This window comes from Vibrio sp. Y29_XK_CS5 (assembly GCF_024181835.1).
In the GTDB taxonomy this organism is placed as follows: domain Bacteria; phylum Pseudomonadota; class Gammaproteobacteria; order Enterobacterales; family Vibrionaceae; genus Vibrio; species Vibrio harveyi.
The window spans coordinates 2,247,279-2,267,545 of the sequence record NZ_JAMZAM010000001.1 but is presented as its reverse complement, the minus strand read 5'-3'; the positions used below and the strand labels follow the sequence as shown (position 1 = coordinate 2,267,545).

General features: G+C 45.1%; 23 protein-coding genes. 14 read left to right on the top strand and 9 right to left on the bottom strand.

All coding sequences use genetic code 11. From position 1 onward, the window contains the following. Positions 1-27: 27 nt before the first annotated feature. The 5 genes from NL647_RS10205 (at position 28) to NL647_RS10185 (ending at position 4,098) form a co-directional block, all read left to right on the top strand. A complete protein-coding gene (locus tag NL647_RS10205; protein ID WP_104040276.1) occupies positions 28-978 on the top strand; it encodes an ABC transporter substrate-binding protein in 951 nt (316 codons plus the stop codon). A gap of 54 nt (positions 979-1,032) precedes the next feature. Then, entirely contained in the window at positions 1,033-1,701 is a 669-nt protein-coding gene (tenA, locus tag NL647_RS10200; RefSeq protein WP_017818225.1) for a thiaminase II, read from the top strand. A gap of 12 nt (positions 1,702-1,713) precedes the next feature. Next, positions 1,714-2,505 (top strand): hydroxyethylthiazole kinase, encoded by a 792-nt coding sequence (gene thiM, locus NL647_RS10195; RefSeq protein ID WP_253650096.1) that lies wholly within the window; start codon positions 1,714-1,716, stop codon positions 2,503-2,505. A gap of 64 nt (positions 2,506-2,569) precedes the next feature. Beyond that, on the top strand, positions 2,570-3,184 hold the full coding sequence (gene thiE, locus NL647_RS10190; RefSeq protein WP_253650095.1) for a thiamine phosphate synthase: 615 nt from the start codon (positions 2,570-2,572) through the stop codon (positions 3,182-3,184). A gap of 188 nt (positions 3,185-3,372) precedes the next feature. Then, positions 3,373-4,098 carry a phosphatase PAP2 family protein gene (locus NL647_RS10185; RefSeq protein ID WP_009697284.1) on the top strand — a complete coding sequence of 242 codons (726 nt, stop codon included), beginning with the start codon at positions 3,373-3,375 and terminating at the stop codon, positions 4,096-4,098. A gap of 78 nt (positions 4,099-4,176) precedes the next feature. Here the strand turns inward: NL647_RS10185 and NL647_RS10180 are convergent, their stop codons facing one another. Continuing rightward, positions 4,177-6,624, bottom strand: coding sequence for a molybdopterin guanine dinucleotide-containing S/N-oxide reductase (locus NL647_RS10180; protein ID WP_009697285.1), 2,448 nt, complete (start codon positions 6,622-6,624; stop codon positions 4,177-4,179). A 23-nt stretch (positions 6,625-6,647) separates the two neighbouring features. Beyond that, positions 6,648-7,742, bottom strand: a complete 1,095-nt coding sequence (locus NL647_RS10175; protein ID WP_253650094.1) for a NapC/NirT family cytochrome c — start codon at positions 7,740-7,742, stop codon at positions 6,648-6,650. Between the two features lie 231 nt (positions 7,743-7,973). On the opposite strand from NL647_RS10175, the gene NL647_RS10170 reads away from it, so the two are divergent. The 6 genes from NL647_RS10170 to NL647_RS10145 all read left to right on the top strand — a co-directional run bounded on the left by NL647_RS10170 (position 7,974) and on the right by NL647_RS10145 (position 11,789). Beyond that, positions 7,974-8,525: a GNAT family N-acetyltransferase gene (locus tag NL647_RS10170; RefSeq protein ID WP_017189892.1), complete on the top strand. Its 552-nt coding sequence runs from the start codon at positions 7,974-7,976 to the stop codon at positions 8,523-8,525. Between the two features lie 27 nt (positions 8,526-8,552). Further along, positions 8,553-9,284, top strand: coding sequence for an SDR family oxidoreductase (locus tag NL647_RS10165; RefSeq protein WP_239924473.1), 732 nt, complete (start codon positions 8,553-8,555; stop codon positions 9,282-9,284). A gap of 9 nt (positions 9,285-9,293) precedes the next feature. Beyond that, entirely contained in the window at positions 9,294-9,758 is a 465-nt protein-coding gene (locus NL647_RS10160; protein WP_053053391.1) for a GNAT family N-acetyltransferase, read from the top strand. Between the two features lie 430 nt (positions 9,759-10,188). Further along, the gene (locus NL647_RS10155; protein ID WP_009695874.1) at positions 10,189-10,659 is read left to right on the top strand and encodes an HAD family hydrolase; all 471 of its coding nucleotides are present in this window, start codon (positions 10,189-10,191) and stop codon (positions 10,657-10,659) included. Between the two features lie 66 nt (positions 10,660-10,725). Next, positions 10,726-11,256: a GNAT family N-acetyltransferase gene (locus NL647_RS10150; RefSeq protein ID WP_005449536.1), complete on the top strand. Its 531-nt coding sequence runs from the start codon at positions 10,726-10,728 to the stop codon at positions 11,254-11,256. 83 nt (positions 11,257-11,339) lie between these two features. Further along, a complete protein-coding gene (locus tag NL647_RS10145) occupies positions 11,340-11,789 on the top strand; it encodes a GNAT family N-acetyltransferase (RefSeq protein WP_017818231.1) in 450 nt (149 codons plus the stop codon). A gap of 16 nt (positions 11,790-11,805) precedes the next feature. On the opposite strand, the gene NL647_RS10140 is transcribed toward NL647_RS10145, so the two are convergent. Together NL647_RS10140 and NL647_RS10135 are read right to left on the bottom strand one after the other, a co-directional pair. Next, the gene (locus NL647_RS10140) at positions 11,806-12,465 is read right to left on the bottom strand and encodes a hypothetical protein (RefSeq protein WP_029788729.1); all 660 of its coding nucleotides are present in this window, start codon (positions 12,463-12,465) and stop codon (positions 11,806-11,808) included. Positions 12,466-12,530: 65 nt separating this feature from the next. Then, complete coding sequence (locus tag NL647_RS10135) at positions 12,531-12,974, bottom strand: cytochrome c (RefSeq protein ID WP_005449549.1); 444 nt, start codon at positions 12,972-12,974, stop codon at positions 12,531-12,533. Positions 12,975-13,107: 133 nt separating this feature from the next. Between NL647_RS10135 and NL647_RS10130 the strand changes: the two genes are divergently transcribed. Together NL647_RS10130 and NL647_RS10125 are read left to right on the top strand one after the other, a co-directional pair. Then, positions 13,108-13,749: a cytochrome b/b6 domain-containing protein gene (locus NL647_RS10130; protein ID WP_005449551.1), complete on the top strand. Its 642-nt coding sequence runs from the start codon at positions 13,108-13,110 to the stop codon at positions 13,747-13,749. Positions 13,750-13,759: 10 nt separating this feature from the next. Continuing rightward, entirely contained in the window at positions 13,760-14,188 is a 429-nt protein-coding gene (locus NL647_RS10125; protein WP_009695880.1) for a MarR family winged helix-turn-helix transcriptional regulator, read from the top strand. A 94-nt stretch (positions 14,189-14,282) separates the two neighbouring features. Here the strand turns inward: NL647_RS10125 and NL647_RS10120 are convergent, their stop codons facing one another. The 4 genes from NL647_RS10120 to NL647_RS10105 all read right to left on the bottom strand — a co-directional run bounded on the left by NL647_RS10120 (position 14,283) and on the right by NL647_RS10105 (position 16,851). Next, the gene (locus tag NL647_RS10120) at positions 14,283-14,810 is read right to left on the bottom strand and encodes a hypothetical protein (protein WP_005449560.1); all 528 of its coding nucleotides are present in this window, start codon (positions 14,808-14,810) and stop codon (positions 14,283-14,285) included. 331 nt (positions 14,811-15,141) lie between these two features. Beyond that, positions 15,142-15,513 carry a cytochrome c gene (locus NL647_RS10115; protein WP_253650093.1) on the bottom strand — a complete coding sequence of 124 codons (372 nt, stop codon included), beginning with the start codon at positions 15,511-15,513 and terminating at the stop codon, positions 15,142-15,144. 71 nt (positions 15,514-15,584) lie between these two features. Next, entirely contained in the window at positions 15,585-15,872 is a 288-nt protein-coding gene (locus NL647_RS10110) for a hypothetical protein (protein WP_005449568.1), read from the bottom strand. 61 nt (positions 15,873-15,933) lie between these two features. Further along, entirely contained in the window at positions 15,934-16,851 is a 918-nt protein-coding gene (locus tag NL647_RS10105; RefSeq protein WP_253650092.1) for a DMT family transporter, read from the bottom strand. 110 nt (positions 16,852-16,961) lie between these two features. Between NL647_RS10105 and NL647_RS10100 the strand changes: the two genes are divergently transcribed. Then, complete coding sequence (locus tag NL647_RS10100; RefSeq protein WP_253650091.1) at positions 16,962-18,398, top strand: PLP-dependent aminotransferase family protein; 1,437 nt, start codon at positions 16,962-16,964, stop codon at positions 18,396-18,398. 48 nt (positions 18,399-18,446) lie between these two features. Here the strand turns inward: NL647_RS10100 and NL647_RS10095 are convergent, their stop codons facing one another. Further along, on the bottom strand, positions 18,447-20,066 hold the full coding sequence (locus NL647_RS10095) for an endonuclease (RefSeq protein WP_253650090.1): 1,620 nt from the start codon (positions 20,064-20,066) through the stop codon (positions 18,447-18,449). Positions 20,067-20,267 lie beyond the last annotated feature (201 nt).

The following is a 20,267-nucleotide window of genomic DNA, read 5'->3' as shown; positions in this document are numbered from 1 at the left end:
AAATTGGGAAAGAAAAGGAAGAACCCCGTGAATAAAAACAAACTTATGAGCGCTGCTGCTCTACTCGCTTCAGTGGTATCAACCAACGTCCTTGCCGCTGAAAAAGAGATGACACTGATGTTGGATTGGTTCGTCAATCCAAACCATGGTCCTATCGTTATTGCCAAAGAACGTGGTTACTTCAAAGAACAAGGTTTGAAGGTCAACATTCAAGAGCCAGCAGATCCAAGCACGCCACCTAAGTTGGTCGCGGCGGGTAAAGTCGACATGGCGATTTCTTACCAACCAAGCCTAACTATCGATGTCGCGGCGGGTTTGCCATTAATCCGCTCTGCGACTTTGATTGCTACGCCACTCAACACGCTGATGGTGTTGGACAACGGTAAGAATGAAAACCTTGGCAACTTAAAAGGTAAGAAGATCGGTATTGCGATCGCAGGCAACGAAGAAGCAACAATCGGCACTATGTTAGCTCAAGAGAATGTGAAGTTTTCTGACGTACAAATCATCAACGTAGGTTGGGCGCTATCTTCGTCTCTTGCGTCTGGCAAGGTGGATGCGATTTGGGGCGGTCTACGTAACTTCGAAACCAACCAACTGGCACTAGAAGGTTATAAAGCTAAAGCCTTCTTCCCTGAAGAACACGGAGTACCAGCGTATGACGAGTTAGTCTTCGTAGCCAATGCAAAAACCTACGACAAAGAAGCCATCAAGGCATTCAACAAAGCGCTAGAGCAAGCAACCACTTACATCGTTAACCATCCAAAAGAGTCGTGGAAAGAGTTCGTGGCTTATTCACCAGACACCCTCAACAACGAGCTTAACCAACGCGCTTGGAATGACACGCTAACTCGTTTCGCTCTTCGTCCATCTGCAGTAGATCTGAAACGCTACGATGATTATGCCGAATTCATGTATTCACAAAAAATCATCGAGACACTGCCAAAAGCGAAAGATTACGTACCGAGCTTTGACTAATTCTACTGACCTTAGGCTCAAAGCCTAAGGTCTTTTGATAACGAGATATCCATAATGAAATACCAAGACTTGATCGACGCTTGCCACCAAGATTGGCAAGAATACACTGAGCATGCTTTCGTGCAGCAATTGGCGCAAGGCACTCTGGCTCAGCCTTGTTTTCTGCACTATCTAAAGCAGGATTTTCTGTTCCTAAAGCAGTACGCACGAGCTTACGCATTAGCGATCTACAAAGCGCGTACTTTGGATGACATGCGCCGCGCTCTCCCAAGCGTACATGCATTGCTCGATTCTGAAATCGCCCACCACGTGACTTACTGTGAGCAATGGGGGCTGACGGAATCCGACTTAGAAAACGAGCCAGAAGATTTCGGCACAGTAGCTTACACCCGTTATGTATTGGATGCTGGCATGACGGGCGATCTTGTTGATCTATACGCGGCACTAGCGCCATGCTCTATCGGTTATGCCGTTATCGGTAAGATGCTGATTGAAGATGAAAAGACAGTAATCGAAGGCAATCCATACGCAAGTTGGATTAATCTCTACGGTGGTGAGGAGTTCCAATCTGGTGTCGCAAAAGGTGCAGAACACTTTAACCAGTTATTGGCGGAAATCGACATCAATAGCCAGCGTGGTCAAAACCTGATTCAGGTATTCAAAACCGCAACACGTATGGAAGTGGCATTCTGGCAACAAGGTCTGAACGCTCAGCAAGATTAATCGGAGAGTCTCATGTTAATTGAACAAATCACCCAAGCATTAACCGCAGTGCGCCAGCAAAAGCCATTAGTCGTCAACATCACTAACTACGTGGTGATGAACAACACGGCAAACGCCCTATTGGCCATCGGCGCTTCTCCAATCATGGCGCACTCCAAGCAGGAAATGGCAGAGATGATGTCGTTCGCTGGCGCATTGGTTATCAACATTGGAACCCTAGACAGCGTTTGGACACCGCGTATGAGCTATGCCGTAGAACAAGCCAATGCCAATGGTAAAATCGTTATACTCGACCCAGTCGGTTGCGGAGCAAGCTCACTACGTACAGAGACATCACGTGAGATCGCACGCCTTGCAGACAAACTCATCATTCGTGGTAACGCCTCAGAAATCATTGCACTCGCTGGCGAGCAAGCACAAAGCAAAGGCGTCGATGCGTTAGACAGCAGCAACGCGGCACTTGGTGCAGCCAACTTCTTAGTCACAGAGTATGATGCAAGCGTGGTGATTTCTGGCGAGACCGATTACATCGTCACGAAAGGGCAAATCGTGCAACTGAACAATGGTCACGAGATGATGCCATACGTAACAGGAATGGGCTGTACGCTCACGGCACTAACGGGCGCTTTTGCTGCCGTTGGTGATGACACTGGTCTCGCAGCAGCAGCGGTACTAGGTGTTGTTGGCGAGATTGCAGCGGAACAAGCTCGTGGTCCAGGTAGCCTGCAAATGAACCTGTTGGATGAGCTTTACCAGTTGGATGAAGAAACATTGGCGAAGCGCCTCAAACTGCGCGTGCAATAAGCTTTTATCTCTTTTAACACTAGCCTCTCAATCCTCTTTCAATGAGAGGCTTAAAGGAAACCCAATGAACGCCTATCGTTTATATTTGGTCACCGATGACCAACAAGATTTAGCCACACTAAAGCGTGTTGTGAGAAAAGCGGTGGAAGGTGGCGTGACTATGGTACAAGTCCGCGAAAAACACGGTGATGTGCGTGCGTTTATCGAACGAGCTCAAGCCGTCAAAGACATCCTTAAAGATACCGATGTGCCTTTGATCATCAATGACCGCGTAGATGTCGCACTGGCTGTCGATGCTGATGGGGTCCACCTTGGGCAATCAGACATGCCAGCAATCATTGCTCGTGAGTTGATTGGACCAAACAAAATTCTCGGTTTATCTATCGAAAATGAAGAGCAGCTTGCAGAAGCCGACTCTCTGCCGATTGATTACATCGGTTTGAGCGCGATATTCGCGACGCCAACCAAAACCAACACCAAGAAGTTCTGGGGTATTGATGGCTTGAAGATGGCGTTAGAGACCACTTCACTGCCGATTGTTGCCATTGGCGGCATTAACGAAAGTAACATTCCGCAGCTTAGCGCCACTGGTGTTCATGGCTTGGCTTTGGTTTCGGCAATTTGCCACGCTGAAGATCCAAAAGCCGCATCGGAGTACCTATGGGGTTTGATGAGCTAACCTTGCTCACTCCAGAGCAAAGCGCTTATGGATGAGCGCGTTCACCTCTCAAAACTTTCAAAAGTCCCTACTTTCACAGCGAAGACCTGCAATGTCACTTTCACACTCGAATTGACAGAGCGTTGATAAGTTTTTCACATCAATTGTCGTAAGATAGCCGCCTATTTTCGACTGCTGTATGACTTTTCATGAAAACAAAAAAATATGGTTTGATGATGCTCGCCTTGTTCATTCTTGGCATCATCCCGCTTTCGCTGTTTGCCTCGTTCCACGATCTTACTTCTCACGTTTCTGATGGTACTGGCATCCTATTCACCTTGCTGACAGACTCTGCAGGCAGCAAAGGCTTTTTAATTACCTTGACGTTGTTGGTGCTGTCCCTTTACCGCTTTAAACCATCTCGCACCGACTGGATGCAAAAACTGTCGATGCTGGGGTTGCTACTGGTGATTGGTTTTGCAAGCAAAACAGGCTTGAAGCTAATGACAGAAAGCCCACGTCCCTACACCGAATTGCTTGCTGCAGAACAATTAATTGAACATCCAGAAGCGTTTTATCAACTAGAAACCGCTCAGCAAGCGAATGTGATTGGGCAGATTTCTGAGAAAGTCAGCGAATGGCGCACTCGCCACTGGCAAGGTGAAAAAGATTACTCTTTCCCATCTGGTCATACGATTTTCGTTTCAATCTGTTTAGCCTTCTTCGGTGGGTTATTTTTGCAGAATAAGTGCTATTTTTCTGCTGCAACTTTATGGGTGTGGGCTATGGGCGTAGCGTACAGCCGTTTGTGGCTAGGCATGCACAGAATTGAGGATTTGATTGGTTCAGTGGTGTTTGTCGCGGTGGTATTTACCTTACTGCCTACATTTCAAATCACAAAAAAAGCGCCTTTCGTTGCCTTAGCAACCAAGTAGAAGTCTTAAAAAATAGATAAAAAGAAGCCAGCAACTTGCTGGCTTCGTTCATTTTAAACATTGGATTCTAAACTAAGACTAAGCATTCTTAGGTGGTGTAAATGCCGTTAGCTCAAGGATTGGTCCTTCGTATTTCTCGATACGAACCAACGCAGAGTTTGCCGCACAACCATTCGCAAGACGAGAAGTCGGAATATCTAGCGTTAGAACATTACAACCACCGTTTTTACAGATGCCTGTTTTCGGATCTAGATCTGGCCAACCACCTTCGTGAATACAAACAGAACCTTGCTTGATGCCATCAGTAACCAATGCCCCCACCAGAACTTGACCGCGACCATTAAAGGCACGAACAAGATCACCGGTCTTAATACCTCGCGCTTTTGCATCTTCTGGGTGGATAGAAATCGGCTCACGATCAGCAATCGCGTACTCTTCTCGAATCTTCGCATAGTTGAACTGGCTGTGCAGTCGATGCGCGGCGTGCGCCGTCATTAGCTGAAGCTCACCATCAGTGGCATTGCCCGTGTATTCTGTTGGCTCCATCCAAGTTGGGTGTGGAGGACAGTCTTCTAACTGGTAGCCTTCAATTGTCTTAGAGAAGATCTCGAACTTACCACTTGGCGTACCTAGTGGGCTCATGATTGGGTTTTCACGGAATTCAGCGTAACGTACAAACTGCGCGTTTTTCTCGTTCCACTTCATTTCGATCAACTGATTATCTTCCCAGAATTTACTGAAGTTTGGCATTGCGATGCGTTGACCACGACCGCCTTGCTGCGCTGCTTTATAGAAGCCATACAGCCATTCCATTTCCGTTTTGCCTTCGGTGTAAACATCACGTCCACCCGGAGCAAGCAATTCTGCCATATCCGCAAATACATCAAAGTCGTTACGAGCTTCACCTTGAGGCTCTACCACTTGCTTCATTGGTACTAGGTGTTGGTTACTGTAGTCACCTGTCATGGTCATATCGTTACGCTCAAACGATGTGGTGATAGGTAGAACAATATCCGCGTGCTTCGCTGCCGCTGTCCAGTATGGTTCAGAGATAACGATAAGCTCTGGTTTTTGCCACGCTTTGATCAAACGGTTGGTATCTTGGTGGTGAGTAAAGTTCGCACCGCCTGCCCACCAAATCATCTTGATCTCAGGGAACGTTAAGTCATGACCATTATGATGGTAGCTCATTCCTGGGTTTTCTAACGCTTCAACAATACGTGCTACTGGGAACGCATTAACAGAGCCAGAAACCGCCCAATCGTTACCCGCAGAAGATCCGCCACCTAGTGATGCTGAAATCGCAGGAAGCACACCCGCATCACGTGCAGGGTTACCACCGTTTGAGTAATGGTAAGAGAAGCCAAAACCACCACCCGGTAGACCAATTTGACCCAGCATAGTTGCTAGCGTCACTAGCATCCAGTGGCGTTGCTCTCCGTATTGTTGGCGCTGCATACCCCAGCCCGCCATCAGCATTGTGCGGTTTTTGCTGAAGATGTCTGCAAGTAGCTCAAGTTGCTTAACTGGCACGCCACAAATCTTAGATGCCCACTCTGCAGATTTCTCAACGCCGTCTTCTTTACCCATTAGGTAAGCTTCGAATACGTCGTAGCCTGTGGTGTATTTCGCTAAAAATTCTTTGTCGTGCTTACCTTGTTTCACAAGTGTATGTGCGATACCCATCATCATTGCCACATCCGTCATAGGATGCGGAGCGATCCATTCTGCGTTTTCGCCGAAGAACTCGATGGTTTCTGAACGCATTGGGTCGATAGCGATAACCGTCTTACCTGACTTCTTAAGCTGGTGGAAGAACTCAAGACCCGCACAGTCTGTTGAGCTCCAAGCGATTTTTAGGGTATTGATTGGGTTAAGACCCCAAAGCACCACAACGTCACTGTGCTCAAGAACCACAGGGTAAGTGGTTTGCTGTTCGTATACCTCAATAGAACCTACCACATGCGGCATGATCACCTGCGCTGCACCTGTAGAGTAGTCACCAAGGTGACCTGAATAACCGCCTGCCATGCTCATATAGCGCTGTAGAAGCGTTTGCGCTTTGTGCAATACGCCACTTGAACGCCAACCATAAGAACCAGCAAACACCGATTCAGCACCATGCTCTTTGCGAATGCGCATGTGTTGTTCGTGAATCAGTTTGTAAACTTCATCCCAAGACACGCGAACGAATTCATCACTACCGCGCACACCCTCTGGCGCAGATGGGTTTGCCAAATAGCCTTTACGTACCATTGGGTACTTAACACGAGCTTTAGTATGAACTTGGTCAGGTCCCGTAGTTTGAAGACTGTTTGGTACCGTTTGTGGCAATGCGTTCGTGGTAGAAACCAGCTTACCGTCTTTCACTTCACATAGCATTGGACCCATGCGACCCGCTGTGAGTACACCTGAACCACGCTTATCGGACGCTAGCGCGCTCATTGGCGTCAATGAAGTGAAAGCTAGAGCACCAGCAGTTAGACCAGTGCCTTTTAGAAATCCGCGACGAGTTAAATTAGTCATAATCTTATCCTTCTATTTATCTATTAGTGACCAACCACATCTTTCGCGTGGTGCTGGAAGAACTTAGTCAAAATTTCTAGGTTTTCTGCTGAAATATCAGTGCGATCACCCATACTCTTCGCTACAGGACCCCATGCGTTCACAGTAAAGTGATTTGAAGGAATTTTCGCGTGGCAAGTTGCACAGTAAACGTTGTCCAACTCTTCCGCGTATGACCAAACTGGCTCTAGCGTATCAACGACTGGAGAATCAATCGTTGCCGTTAGAGTGACAGGGCGCCACTCGTTGCCATATACATCTGCCTTGAACTCACCAGCTTCAACTGCTTGTTGACCTTGTTCAGATAGTGTTGCGACAATCGCGCGTTGACCTTCACCCATGTAAAGCACTTGTTCTGCACCTTTCATTTGGAATGCGTTGATCTTAACCGTGCGGTTGTCTCCCTCAGCTTTCACAACGTCCAGCTTGGTTGTTGGATTCACCGTACCAAAGTCGCCCATGCTGATAGACGTCACTGGATAAACCACTTTCGCATCTGCTGCTGTCTTGGTTGTGAAGCTCATAAGTGTTTCAAACGCTTTGCTATCAAGTTCCGCTTCTGGAGCAAAGTGCGCTACACCTTTGTGACAGTCGATACACGTTTGGTCATTCGCTTTACCGTAAGCGTGCACCTTCGCCGCGTCACGTGATTGCTCGAACTCTTCCATTGCATCGAAATCGTGGCAAGAGCGACAGGTTGCCGAATCATTTTCTCGGAACTGCGCCCAAACCATCTCAGCAAGTTCAGTACGATGTGCTTCGTACTTCTCAGGCGTATCGATCTTGCCAGTCACAAACTCGTGGTAAATGTCTTTTGAGGCACGGAGCTTAGTGATCAAGTAATCCATTGGCTCTTTCGGAATATGACAGTCTGAACACTCAGCTCGAATACCTTTAGCGTTACTGAAATGCACTGAGCCTTGATACTCTTTGTATGGAATTTCCATAGAGTGACAAGAAAGACAAAACTCAGTGTCCGATGTGTAATGCATCACTGCTGCGGTGCCGCCTAAAGTTAGCCAGCCCACACCAATACCCACTGCCACCATTGCGGCGATATAACGTTTTTTAATTGACATAATTAGAAATAAATACTCACAAAGTTACATGCTTTGTCGCATATTTACCCCTTTAGTAGTAATTTCGACTTGATCTGAGTCATGCCTATTCTCTATGTGGTGACTTATTTTTCGTTATTGAGAGGCTCCTTACCATATTCCATTTTTTAAAAAAATCTTTCTTGACCAGACGTATTCGCCATAACGATAGATGTTGTTTATCAAAGCACTTTTGATATGTTTGTGTGAAATATGAAAACTCGATCACATGGAGGCGAATCGCACGTGCTATCTCAATCTATTTCTACCCCAAGAACCGAGCTAAAACCGCTCACTCAGGACAATTGGGATCTCTATCGACGTCTATCCAGTGATCCAGAAATCATTGCTCTTTGTTTTGATCCGCCAACAGAAGCTGACATGAGACAGAAATTTGAATCGCGTCTGCCAATATGGACTCCCCAAAGTGAACATTGGTTATGTTTGGTGATTTATGAAAAACACAGTTCACAGCCAATCGGTATCACTGGCTTTGTACTGCAAAATGGGATTGCTGAGGTCGGATATTTGTTGTTGCCAGAGTTTTACGGTAAACAATTTGGTACCGAATCTCTTGCGGGTGTAATTGATTGGGCATTTAACCAGCACAATATCTCTGAGTTTTCTGCCACCGTGACGGAAGGTAACATTGGCTCTGAGCGAGTACTGGAAAAGTGCGGATTTAAACTTACTGAAATCATCCCTGAAGCCTATGAAATCGGTGGGAAAAAGTACGCTGATAGGCTCTATTCATTACAAAAATAATATTCACTACAAAAACAAGGATATGTTATGCAGAAAGTAGTCATCATCACCGGAGCCAGCCGAGGCATTGGTGCAGCAACTGCTAAGCGATTGGCAGCACAAGGTTATTCTGTGTGCGTAAACTATCGTACGCAGACTGACGCTGCCACACAAGTTGTCAACGAAATAGAAGAAAATGGCGGTAACGCAATCGCTATTCAAGCGGATGTTTCCAATGAGCAACAGGTGCTCTCATTGTTTGAACAAACTGAACAAGCGCTTGGTAAAGTCACTCACCTCGTCAACAATGTTGGAATCTTATTCACTCAATCTCGCCTTACCGACATGAGTCTTGAGCGTTTCCAAAGCGTGATGAATGCTAACGTCACTAGCTGCTTTCTCTGCTGTCGAGAAGCGGCGAAACGATTTGAATCTGGCAGTGCCATCGTTAATGTCTCCTCTGCCGCATCTCGCTCTGGTGCGCCATTCGAATATATTGATTATGCAGCATCAAAAGGAGCAATGGACTCTCTCACTAAAGGGTTGTCTTTGGAATTGGCTGTGCAAAATATTCGCGTTAATGGTGTTCGCCCCGGCTGTATCTACACTGACATCCATGCCGACGGCGGAGAACCCAATCGTGTCGACAGACTCAGCGAAAAAATCCCTCTCAAACGAGGTGGCACTGTGGACGAAGTTGCCAATGCCATTGCTTGGTTACTGAGTGATGAAGCCTCGTATGTCACTGGCTCCTTTATCGATCTTGCTGGCGGAAATTAAGGAACGATCATGGAAATAAGACGAGCTACACCCAAAGATCTTGATGCACTATTTACGTTAAACAAACAGATCAGTGAACTTCACCATCTCAATGCTCCTGAAGCCTTTGTTGCCCCCTCGGAGCAAGACAAACAATTTCTTGCCAATGCTCTGGAAGATAAGGAACGTTTAATTCTAATTGCTGAAGAAAACCAACAAGCGATCGGTTTTGTGACCGCAAGCATTACGCAGAATGAAACCATTAGTTTTCTGATCAAAGACCCAATCTGCCGTATCGGAACCATAGTTGTGGATGAAAATCGGAAATCAAATGGAGTGGGAAGTCTACTCATGAATCAAGTAGAGCAATGGGCCATTGAGTCAGGAGCCGTTCAAATTAGGCTGGAAGTAATGGAGTTTAACCAAGCTGCTCAGCAGTTTTATGACAAACTTAACTTTACGACGAGCTCGCGCATCATGTTGAAATGTTTGTAACGATCACGGCATTTAAGCGAAATTTACTATTAAAGCTAACCTGAATCGCAATTCTTTCTGGCACCTTCCTCCCCTTTTTGAAAAGACGATATGATGTACGGATATACCCAAGTGACTTCAAGATGCGGGATTCAGAGCGTTGTCATTGATTCGAGAGCAAGGAAAATAACGCAGTGTAATAGCCAGCTATTTTCAAGTTGTTTGACGCAGCCATTGGTTTAATTAAAAAAGCGAGTCAATGACACGCTCCCGAAGGGCACTCTTTACAAATAGTAAGGTTACAAATAGTAAGGGCCTTGGCTTGTATACTTTGTTGCCGATTCTTGATTTAGAGTGACTAGATCTTTAAATCGCCTACGCGTCTACAAACCGAGTCATTCTCGCTGAACCAAGCATCTCGAGGTTACTTGGGTATAATGGAGATTCGAACATGATTTATCTTTTCGATTGGGGGAACACCTTAATGGTAGATTTCCCTCACGCACAAGGAAAAATGTGCGATTGGGAACACGTCGAGACCATGCCTCTCGCCAGAGAAACGCTAGAAAAACTGTCACAGCAGCATAGCGTTTATATCGCTACCAGTGCATCAGACTCCGCAATGGAGGACGTGCAAAAGGCATTTCAGCGAGTCGGACTGGACCAATACATCAGTGGTTACTTTTGTTTTGCCAATCTTGGTATTGCGAAAAATCAACCTAGCTTCTATCTCGCGGTCGCTGAGCAATTAAACGTAGTACCCAGCCAGCTCACTATGGTGGGAGACTTACCAGAAAAAGACATTTATCCCGCAATGGATGCAGGGCTAAACGTCATTTGGTTCAATCCTAAAAACCTTCCTGTTCCAAGTAAGCCTATTCCGTCTCAAGTGCATTGTTTATCGGAGCTGATACTAGGCTAACCAACAAGGCTTTACTGGAACTCTCGTTTAACCAACTACACTTAATGCACTAATCAAGGAAGATGAATGCAGATCAGACCGATTACTCTCAACGATATCGACCATTTTATTGCGCTCTGGAACCGTGTATATGAAGAAGGCGAGTATTTACGATCTCCTGCGCCTGACCGAACAATGTTGAGTGATGTGATCACCCGAGTAGAAAAAGAATCCATCCCTCAGTTTGTCGCCTTTGATGGGAGGCAATTAGTGGGAAGTATTGAGATCTTCCCTGCCGAAATGTGCGGTTATGAAGGTGGAGAGTTTGCGAAAACTGGTATTCTTGGCATTCACATTGATCGTCATTATCGCAACCAAGGACTAGGAACAAAACTTCTAGCAACCGCCATTCAAAGTGGTTGGAAGTATGGTTATGATACCATTGTTCTCAATGTTTATAAGACCAACCAAGCAGCGATTGCTTTGTATGAACAATTTGGCTTCGAACATGGTGGTGAGCTAGGAGAAGTGTTACTACCCAATGGCAAATATCTGATGAGTCAAAAAATGGTGTTAAAGCAAGACGAAATGAACGCTAGCAGCAAAAGCCATTCTTGATAAGCTAAGAATCCAAGGCTACTTGGGTGCAAAGCCGACCTTTCGATATACTCGCTCGCCCAACGACTTAACACGTAATTGTGATGATTGAATTTAAACCTTTACCACCAAACCAAATTCCAATGACTTTGCTGCTAGAGGCAGACCCTAATCAAGATAACATTGAGCGATATCTTGATACATCCATTGGCTTTGCCGCTATTGAAGACAATCAAATTGTTGGTGCATGTGTGATATTACCTCATTCGAAAACACAAGCTGAAATCATGAACGTTTCAGTCGCGCCAATACATCAACAACGCGGCATTGGTTCAAATCTATTGCGTTTTGCAATTGAAGCCATGAAAAGTCAATCATTTCAAAAACTGATATTGGGAACGGGTACCTTTGGTTATCAACTGACGTATTATCAGCGATTAGGTTTTAGGGTAGAGAGCGTGGACAAAAATCATTTCTTACTCCACTACCCAGAACCAATTTGGGAAAACGGCATTCAACATAAAGACATGCTACGCCTGTATCTTGAGCTTTGAATAAAGAGACTTTCGGTTAACTTTTCATATCTAACTTTTTACCCAAGTATTCAATTTCAAATGTCGCATAGCCAAGCTGAACCGCTTCAAAAGAGTACATTAGGTTTTGTGCCTGCTGCGCATCCTTGGCTAACACAGCGACTGAATAGATTGGACGCTCAATGCCATTGTCGAGTACTTGGGTATTGATATAAGACGAAGTGATTAAACCAGAGTTGTTCAGATTGATAACACGCTGTAAATCGACACCCAATACGCGGTCCATTTCTAAAGCCTCAACCCCCTCTTTCCAGCGCAATGTCACACTGTAGTTATCACTCTCAGGCGTGTTATCTAACCATTTAGCACCCAAAGGTTGGATACTCGCGATCTTCACCAAATCTTGTTGGTACATGGGTAAGTCTTGCAGTTTTGCTTGTACTTCCGCTTCGTTTTCTGCTGATAAAACAAAACGCAGAATTTGTACCACTTTACCATCAATACTGCTTGGTAAAACGAACATGTCTTTCACATCACCTTGCTCGATAAGTTGATTAAATGCGGCTTTCTGTTTTGGTAATGTCTGTAAAACCTGCTCTACATCGTTAGTATTCCAGGCTAGTTCAACGCCATAATCAGCAGCAAAACTTGAGAAAGACGCAACAGCAAGTGTGCTCAATAGGATGATTCTGTTCATAAGGTTACCTTTCATTTTACGATTTTCTTATCTGCTTCAAGTTAAATTCAATGTGGTTGACTCTATTACCAGCGGCTACGATATGCGCGATGGCAACTACGACAAGTACTCTGGGCTTGTTTGAGTCCAGCCTCGGCTGCTGAAACTTGTTGATCTTGCGCTGCTTGATACAGTTGAACGAACCCTTCATCCATTTGCACCATCAAACGATTGAAGTTCTCTGGCTTGCTCCACACTTCTTTCTTCGCTTTGCTATCAGCTTGGCTACCTTGCGGAAACGCTTGTAGCAAATGTTCGCTATGACGAGAGAGTTCATTGCCGATCTGCGCTAAAGCTTGCCAATCGGTATTACTGCCATTCAGAGTCTTGTCCGCTTGCTTCGATAGAGATTCAATTTGCTCAAACGCATTCTGGCGCATGTCGATTTGAGAGCTGAAGTCTTGAGCAAAAAGCGTTGTTGGTACAAAAATGGTCGGTAAAAGTGCAATCAGTGCCAGTGTCTTTTTCATGTCTTTCTCCTAATCGTTCTTCATTGTTGGGTTGTTGGATTTAAATTTACACAACAATCATTGCGCACGCAACTATTGTTGTGTAAATTACCGTAAAGAAGATCATCACACAACAAAACGATGGAGGTAAATGATGAAGATTTGGGACTTAGCAACAAGGCTCTACCACTGGAGTCAAGTTTTACTTTTTATAGCATTGATGACATCTGGGCTGTCTGGTAACGGTCCTCATATCCAACTTGGATTGGCATTATTCACACTGCTAGTATGGCGAATGGTATGGGGATTCATCGGCAGTGAGACTAACCTATTTCGTCAATTTCTCCGCTCCCCTGAAGACGTCATTTCTTATTTAAAGGGAAAATCGGCAGCCACTGCTGGTCACAACCCTGCTGGCGGCTGGATGGTAGTAACCATGCTGACAGCACTCTTGCTTCAATGTATTTCTGGAATGGCTCTTGGTGGCGTATTCGACACATGGCCTTATTCGGAAGTTTGGCTTAACGATGACGTATTCGCTGGCATGGAGTGGCTACATTTAACCTTGGTCGATCTTTTACCAATATTGATCGCTTTACATATTGGCGCGATCCTTCTTTATAAATTAAAAGGCAAACCATTGGTGAAAGCCATGATCACTGGTAAACAGACCAAAACAATCAAAGAAACCTCTGTTGCTGAGCAAAAAATTGTCTATCTCGCACCGCAAAGCCGTGCGTTGGGGGTGCTAGTTGCCGCAACATTGGTTACCATGACAATCGTTGCTTTATCATAAGAGAAAGAAAATGAGCGAACAGTTTGATAGACAAGACAGTTTTGGTTGGATGATCAACGTGGTTGCACACGATGCGGCAAAGCGATTTGAGATCGAACTCAAGAAGCATGGTCTCACAGTAGCGCTTTGGCCAACCATGATGTGTTTATGGGAAGAAGAGGGCGTAACACAGCGCGATATTGCGGCGAAATCTAAGGTAGAAAACTCAACCACGACTCGCACTTTGGACAAGCTTGAGAAGCTTGGTTTAGTGGAACGCCACCCTGATCCAAATAGCCGCCGATCATTCCGAATTTACCTCACGGAAGAAGGGCGAAACCTCAAAGAAACCTTGCTGCCAATTCCGTTGAACGTCAATAAAGCACTAATGAGCCCGTTAGAGCCGGCTGAACAGAAAGAGATGTTACGCCTACTAAAAAAGTTGGTCGCAGAGATTTAGCGCTTCGCTGAGTTTTCCAACCAAGAATAAACAAAGCCCTAAGTTCTGAACTTGGGGCTTTGTGTTTTTAGGTGAACGCCAAGTTTGCCCGTACCTAACACCCTTCAGTAACATGCCCTCTTACCACTGAGCGATTTGATGCTTGATTAACGTAATAGAAATAACACGCCTCACTTTCCAAGGTATAGCCCTGCGGCCAGATGTACACCACACGATCTAGACCAGAGTGATCAATAAATTGGTATTTTGGGATCTCAACAAAGTGTGCACTGTTAGGAAATTGATTGCCCATAATACAAAAATCGCTGCCATGGCACGGCTTATCGATGGGTGAATTGCCCTTGGCGGGTAATCCTATTTCCAATAAAGCACGGATACTGTTCGCACTTGCTTCCGGCATGCCACTGAGCATCTTCACTTGATGGTCAACATAAGTGATTTGTTGACTATCCTGTGCATCATCAATAACAACTTTGGCATGAAAAAACTTAAGAGATGTCCCCAGAGAGGACTGTGAACTGTGCAGCATAGACGCGTATGCTTGGCGGTGGATATCGAGCAAGACAGGTAAAGCTGCGAGAGCAATGGATCCCAATGTTGCGAGCACAATGGTGATTTCCATCAACGTAAATCCTTTTGCTTTCACTTCTTATCTCTCGGCATACAGACAAATGATAGTTACCCAAGTAGCCTCTTGATGCTTGATTCAGCGAAATGGCTGAGGGTAAAGGTCGTCGCTCCCACTTCCATGTGAGAACCGAGCCAATATATCGCTGAAATTACGCAGAGAAACGCACTAACTGAGAGAAAAACCGAACCAATTAAGAACTTGAGACCAGCCGCTAAGTTGTGCTGAAACATACTCAGCAATTAGCTAAAAAACTCGACTAAATTCAAACTACTACGGCACAAACGATCAGGTTAAGTATTTGTTTCTAAAATAAGAATCTTATTTAGTTAATACTTTTGATGTATTCAAATATGTCATTGACTTCGTTTTCACTCAGCACAGTTTTGAATGGTGGCATTGCACCGCCCTGCCCATTACCACCTTCCAAGACAGAACCAATCAGCTCCACTTTCGTCCCAAACGGGTTTAAGAGCTCGGCAGATATATTATCGGGTTTAATGTCCATGGCTCTGGCAACAAGACCATCTCCATGCCCTTTATCACCATGACAAGAGACACAATAAGACTCAAAACGCTGCTTTCCTGCGACTAGGTCCGCTTCGCCGTATTGGTTATCGGTAAACCATTTATAGCCTGCAAATCCAGAGCTGGATACAAGCAATAAGAAAACAACAGAGAAAAAGAATTTACGCATGGGTGCCCCTTGTCTTCATTTGCTAAATCAATGAAGACAAGGTAACGAAGGGGATGTCGAAAAAGTGTTGATTAAGCGTTCAACAAAGGGACGTTATTACGTACTAGACCTCGACGCACGCTGGTGCACATTTTGCCAAAGCGACGAATTTCATCAAATTGAGGAGTGATACCGCGTTCCATCGCCGATTCCCAATAACTCAATTCTGAATCGACCATCTCCAACAGTTTTTTAGGACAACCAATGCATTGTCCTTCAGGACCACAAACAAACGTCTCTGGTTCATAAATCGGCAGTTCAGCTTTTACTTGTGCAATGATATCGCGCATTGCGGTCATTCGATCTGGCTTGACGGTCATTACCCGGCTCCACACAATATTGAGAGCCGGATTGTACTCTCTGGCACGCAAATGTCCCTACCTAATTTAGGTATATTTTACGTTTTTGCTTTGCAAACTTTGATTTAAGCGTTGGAAATTCAGGCTTTTTCGCCACCAAATATACTGCGGTCGCTGCCAACACAAAGCCAATAATACCCATCCAATCAAATGACTCACCGAACGCAAACCAAGCTTGAAGCGCCGTGGTTGGAGGCACAAGGTAAAACACAGAAGCAACGCTTGATGCCGCACCATTCTTGACCATGTACAGCAACAATAAAATTGCTACGCAAGACAGAACAACCACTAACCAAATCAAGGTGAAAATAAACTCCGCTGTCCATTGCACCTGCATGGTTTCAAACTGCATTGCAACAGGTAGAAACATCACCAATGCCGCCAAATATTGCACCGTTGCGCCTCCCACCATGTCCACTTGTTGACAGTATTTCTTTTGATACAACGTGCCGACGGTAATACCAAACAGAGATGACAAACACACAACAATCGCTAAAGTTTTGTGCAAATCCGACTGCCATTCCATCTTACCCATCAGCACCATCGCAATGCCGACAAAGCCCAATGACAAACCAATCCATTGTGATGGCTTAAATTGCTCAGAAGCGAACACTACCAGCAGCACGGCAGTTAAAATGGGCTGTATACCTACCAATAACGAGCTTAGTCCTGCTGGCATACCCAAACTAATAGCAAAGTACGTCCCACCTAAATAAAAACCGTGAATCAATACACCAACCACACAACTGTGCCAAAAGTCCTTGCCCGTTGGAATACTACGACCCAGCAAGACCACTATCACTAGGAACAGCAAAACATTAAACGCCATGCGAATCGACAATAAGGTTGCTGGTTCAGCGTATTGCAAACCAAAGCGCGCGCCGACAAACCCAGAAGCCCAAAGGATAACGAATACAAAAGGAATGGCTCTGATTAACATGATGCGCCCTCACTCTACCTGTTTTTAAATTTTGAATGTTTTTCAATCTCGAATGTTGCTAATGTAGTTAGGTACAGTGTTTTCAAAAAGTGACAGATGGAAGTGTTTTTATGGGTACAGATTTAATCAGTACGCTTGATGCGAATAAGTACTTGATCGTCGAGCATCACCTCAAACAAGCGATCAATAATGGGGTCTATCAACCGGACGATAAGTTACCTTCCATCCGTCTATTAAGCACCGAGCTTAAAGTAAGTAAAAACACGGTGATCCGTGCCTACCAAGAGCTGGAAGCGCAAAGCATGGTTTATTCTGTGCCCAAATCCGGTTATCGCGTAAAACCCACGGAACAAAGTGAAGCCAAGATCGCCAAGCCTACGCGTGTGGATTTACTTTCCGTGTGTAAGCAAATCCTCACTTACCCTGAGTATCAAGAGCGGCTTCCGACTGGTTCTGCACACCCAAATATTGATGCCCCAGCAATCAAAAGTCTGTATGCCGAAATTGGTCGCCATAGTCGCCAGCAAAGCCATATATCCAGCCATTATCAATTGCCACCAGGCGATGATTTGTTGATCAAACAGTTGGCTAAGATCACTCAAGATCTGGGAACCCCTGCGAATGTTGACGATCTTCTGGTAACCCATGGTGCCCAACAAGCAATCAGCCTTGCATTAAGAGCAACAACACAAACCGGAGATATTGTCGCTGTCGAATCACCGTGCTATTTCGGTAACTTATTAATGCTTGAATCGCTTGGTTTACAAGTGGTTGAGATCCCAAGCTGCCCCCGAGATGGTATGGACCCAGACGCACTAGAAAAAGCAATGGCAACATGGGAGATCAAAGTCATTGTCGTCACACCGAACTTTACCAATCCAACCGGCTCTCTGATGCCACTTGAAAGACGAAAGCAGCTACTCGCGGTCTCTGGAGACGTTCCCATCATTGAAGATGATGTATTTGGTGCGTTGAGCTTCGATAAGACTTTGCCAAGCCTACGAAAGTTGGATGAAAAACAACGAGTGATCTATGTGAATTCTTTATCGAAAACGCTCGATTCACGGCTTCGCATTGGTTGGATGCTGGCAGGGCGTTATCGCGCTCAGGTCGAGCAGTATTTATTGTGTGAAAACATGGGCAGCTTGAACTTGATGCAATCAGCGGTAGCGACCTTTTTGACGTCGGGGAAATATCGCACGCATACGGCGCGAATGTGTCGCGTGTACCAAGCAAACGTCCGTCGATATTTACAAATGCTAAATCAATGTTTAGACGTGCACTTTGAATTAAAAAATAATTATCAAATCAATGCAGTACAAGGCTCATTCTTACTTTGGTTACGCTTACCACCAAAAACTGACAGCTACGCGCTCTATCAAGCCTGTAATGAACACAAGATCAGTATTCTACCCGGCTCTGTATTTGGCACGCAGGGGCAGTACCAAAACTGTATCCGCCTCAGTGTGGCGAACTTCGGAGCTGAAAAAAACTGGCAGCCAGCTATGGAAACCCTCGCCAAGCTCATCGCAAAGTTTGCACAATAAAAACAAAGCCGCCCAAGTGGACGGCTTTATTAGGGTCTGTTGACGAGATTAGTTACCCCAAACCATTTCGACAAATTCCGGATGATCGATGTACGGGTTACGGTTACCCTGGAAATCAAATACCTGTTGGTTACGATTGATTTCTTTCGCGCTCACCGGATCGTTTTTGTGCCAACGCTTAAGCATGTTAAGCATCCATGGTTCAAATACCGTCGTGCTTGTGCCATTTAGTACAGCGTCTGAACTGCTTGAGTTCTTTTCCCAATTACCAATCACGTTTTCGTATCGTGTTGCCATGTAGAAGTAAGCACGAGCGAAGTCACCTTTAAACTCATCAATTGGCTCAAATACTGTGCCTGAGTAGCCCAAAGATGCGCTGGCTGAACCTAATTTTGAGCCATTATTAGAAACATAAGTGCTGCTACCCACCTCGCCAAATGGCCAGTTGCTACGCTTAGCATTCACATAACCATCGGTCGCAAACAAATGGTGACCGTCTGAGTTCATTGGTTCAACTTTGCCACCAAACCAGCTTTTCGGGAATGAGTGTTCGCGGTTATAGCAATCCCCTTCAGCTTTGTATTGACCACACTGATCTGTCACTTTGGTAAAGCTGACAGCATCATTACCCAATGGTTTTTCTGAGTACATGTCTAGGATTGTGCCGTCTTTTTCATAGTAGTTGTCCAGATCGGCATCTTTCACCAATGTCCAAATCGCAGAGTAGCCACGACCAGTGTGATTATTGATGATATTGAACAACGCCGTTTTCAATGCAAAACCTGTTTTGCCTTCCGCCGCTTTGTAATATTCCCCGACGACCGGTGGTGTAGTTGTTTCACCAAGCGTGAAACTGGTGGTTTGCGTTTTAGTAAATTCACCACCTGAAGCAAGCGTTTTTTGACCAAGCATCAAAGCGTACGAGCCGTTACCGCTGCTGCAACAAATGCCGTCACCGTAGCTATCATTGATGGTAAATTGATAGTCACCATCGGTTAAGCACATGGTCTTTTCATAGGTTTTAGAAGAGTCGAAGCTTTGACCAGAGAAGAGTACTTTTGATTGACTGTCCTTCAGTTCCCAACTGGTTTCTGAGCCGTAACTATCAGTCGTCAAAGTCAGTTGGATTTCATTATCATTACAGCTTTCAACCGGAGGCTGAGTACCTCCACCGCTTTGGTTAGGTAGGAAGTTATCGACATACACTACTTCAGAGCCATCAAAGCCCGATTCATCATAGAATCTCAGACCAACGTTAATGGTTTTATTTGATGATGCGGTATAACTGTGTGTGAGCTGTTGCCATTGATTGGTTTGCTTAGGGTTTGAATAACCATGGTACCCATCAACAATCAGACGCGCTTTAACATTGCCTTCAGTGTGATAAACAGACACTGCAAATGGATAGGTTTTCCCTTGCTCCACATTAATGGTTTGCAGAAAGTCCGTGTTGCTTTGGGTACCCGTATTCACGACTACTTGCGCCGCTAAACCACCGGACTGCACTTGGTTACTAGTAGGAGATACCGCAATACCAGAGTCAATCACAGCCCATTGTGTTGGCGAATTGCCATTCCACTGTTCGAAGTCACCGTTGATGACGTCACTGTAGGCGAATGGAGAGCAAAGCAAAGGTAGGATAAAGAGGGGTTTCGCTATGGATTTCATTATAATTTTCCATTGGTTATATAAATCCAAGAAAAGATAAACATAATGATCACATATAAATAAGCGTTAACTCACAATTTTACGTTGCACGAATGTGAATATTCTCATTATCGTGCTGAGCATCTCACAAATTGCGTACTGTTTCTCGATTTGGATAGCATCGTTTGTTCGATATAAAACAGTAAGATAGAACATGCGTAT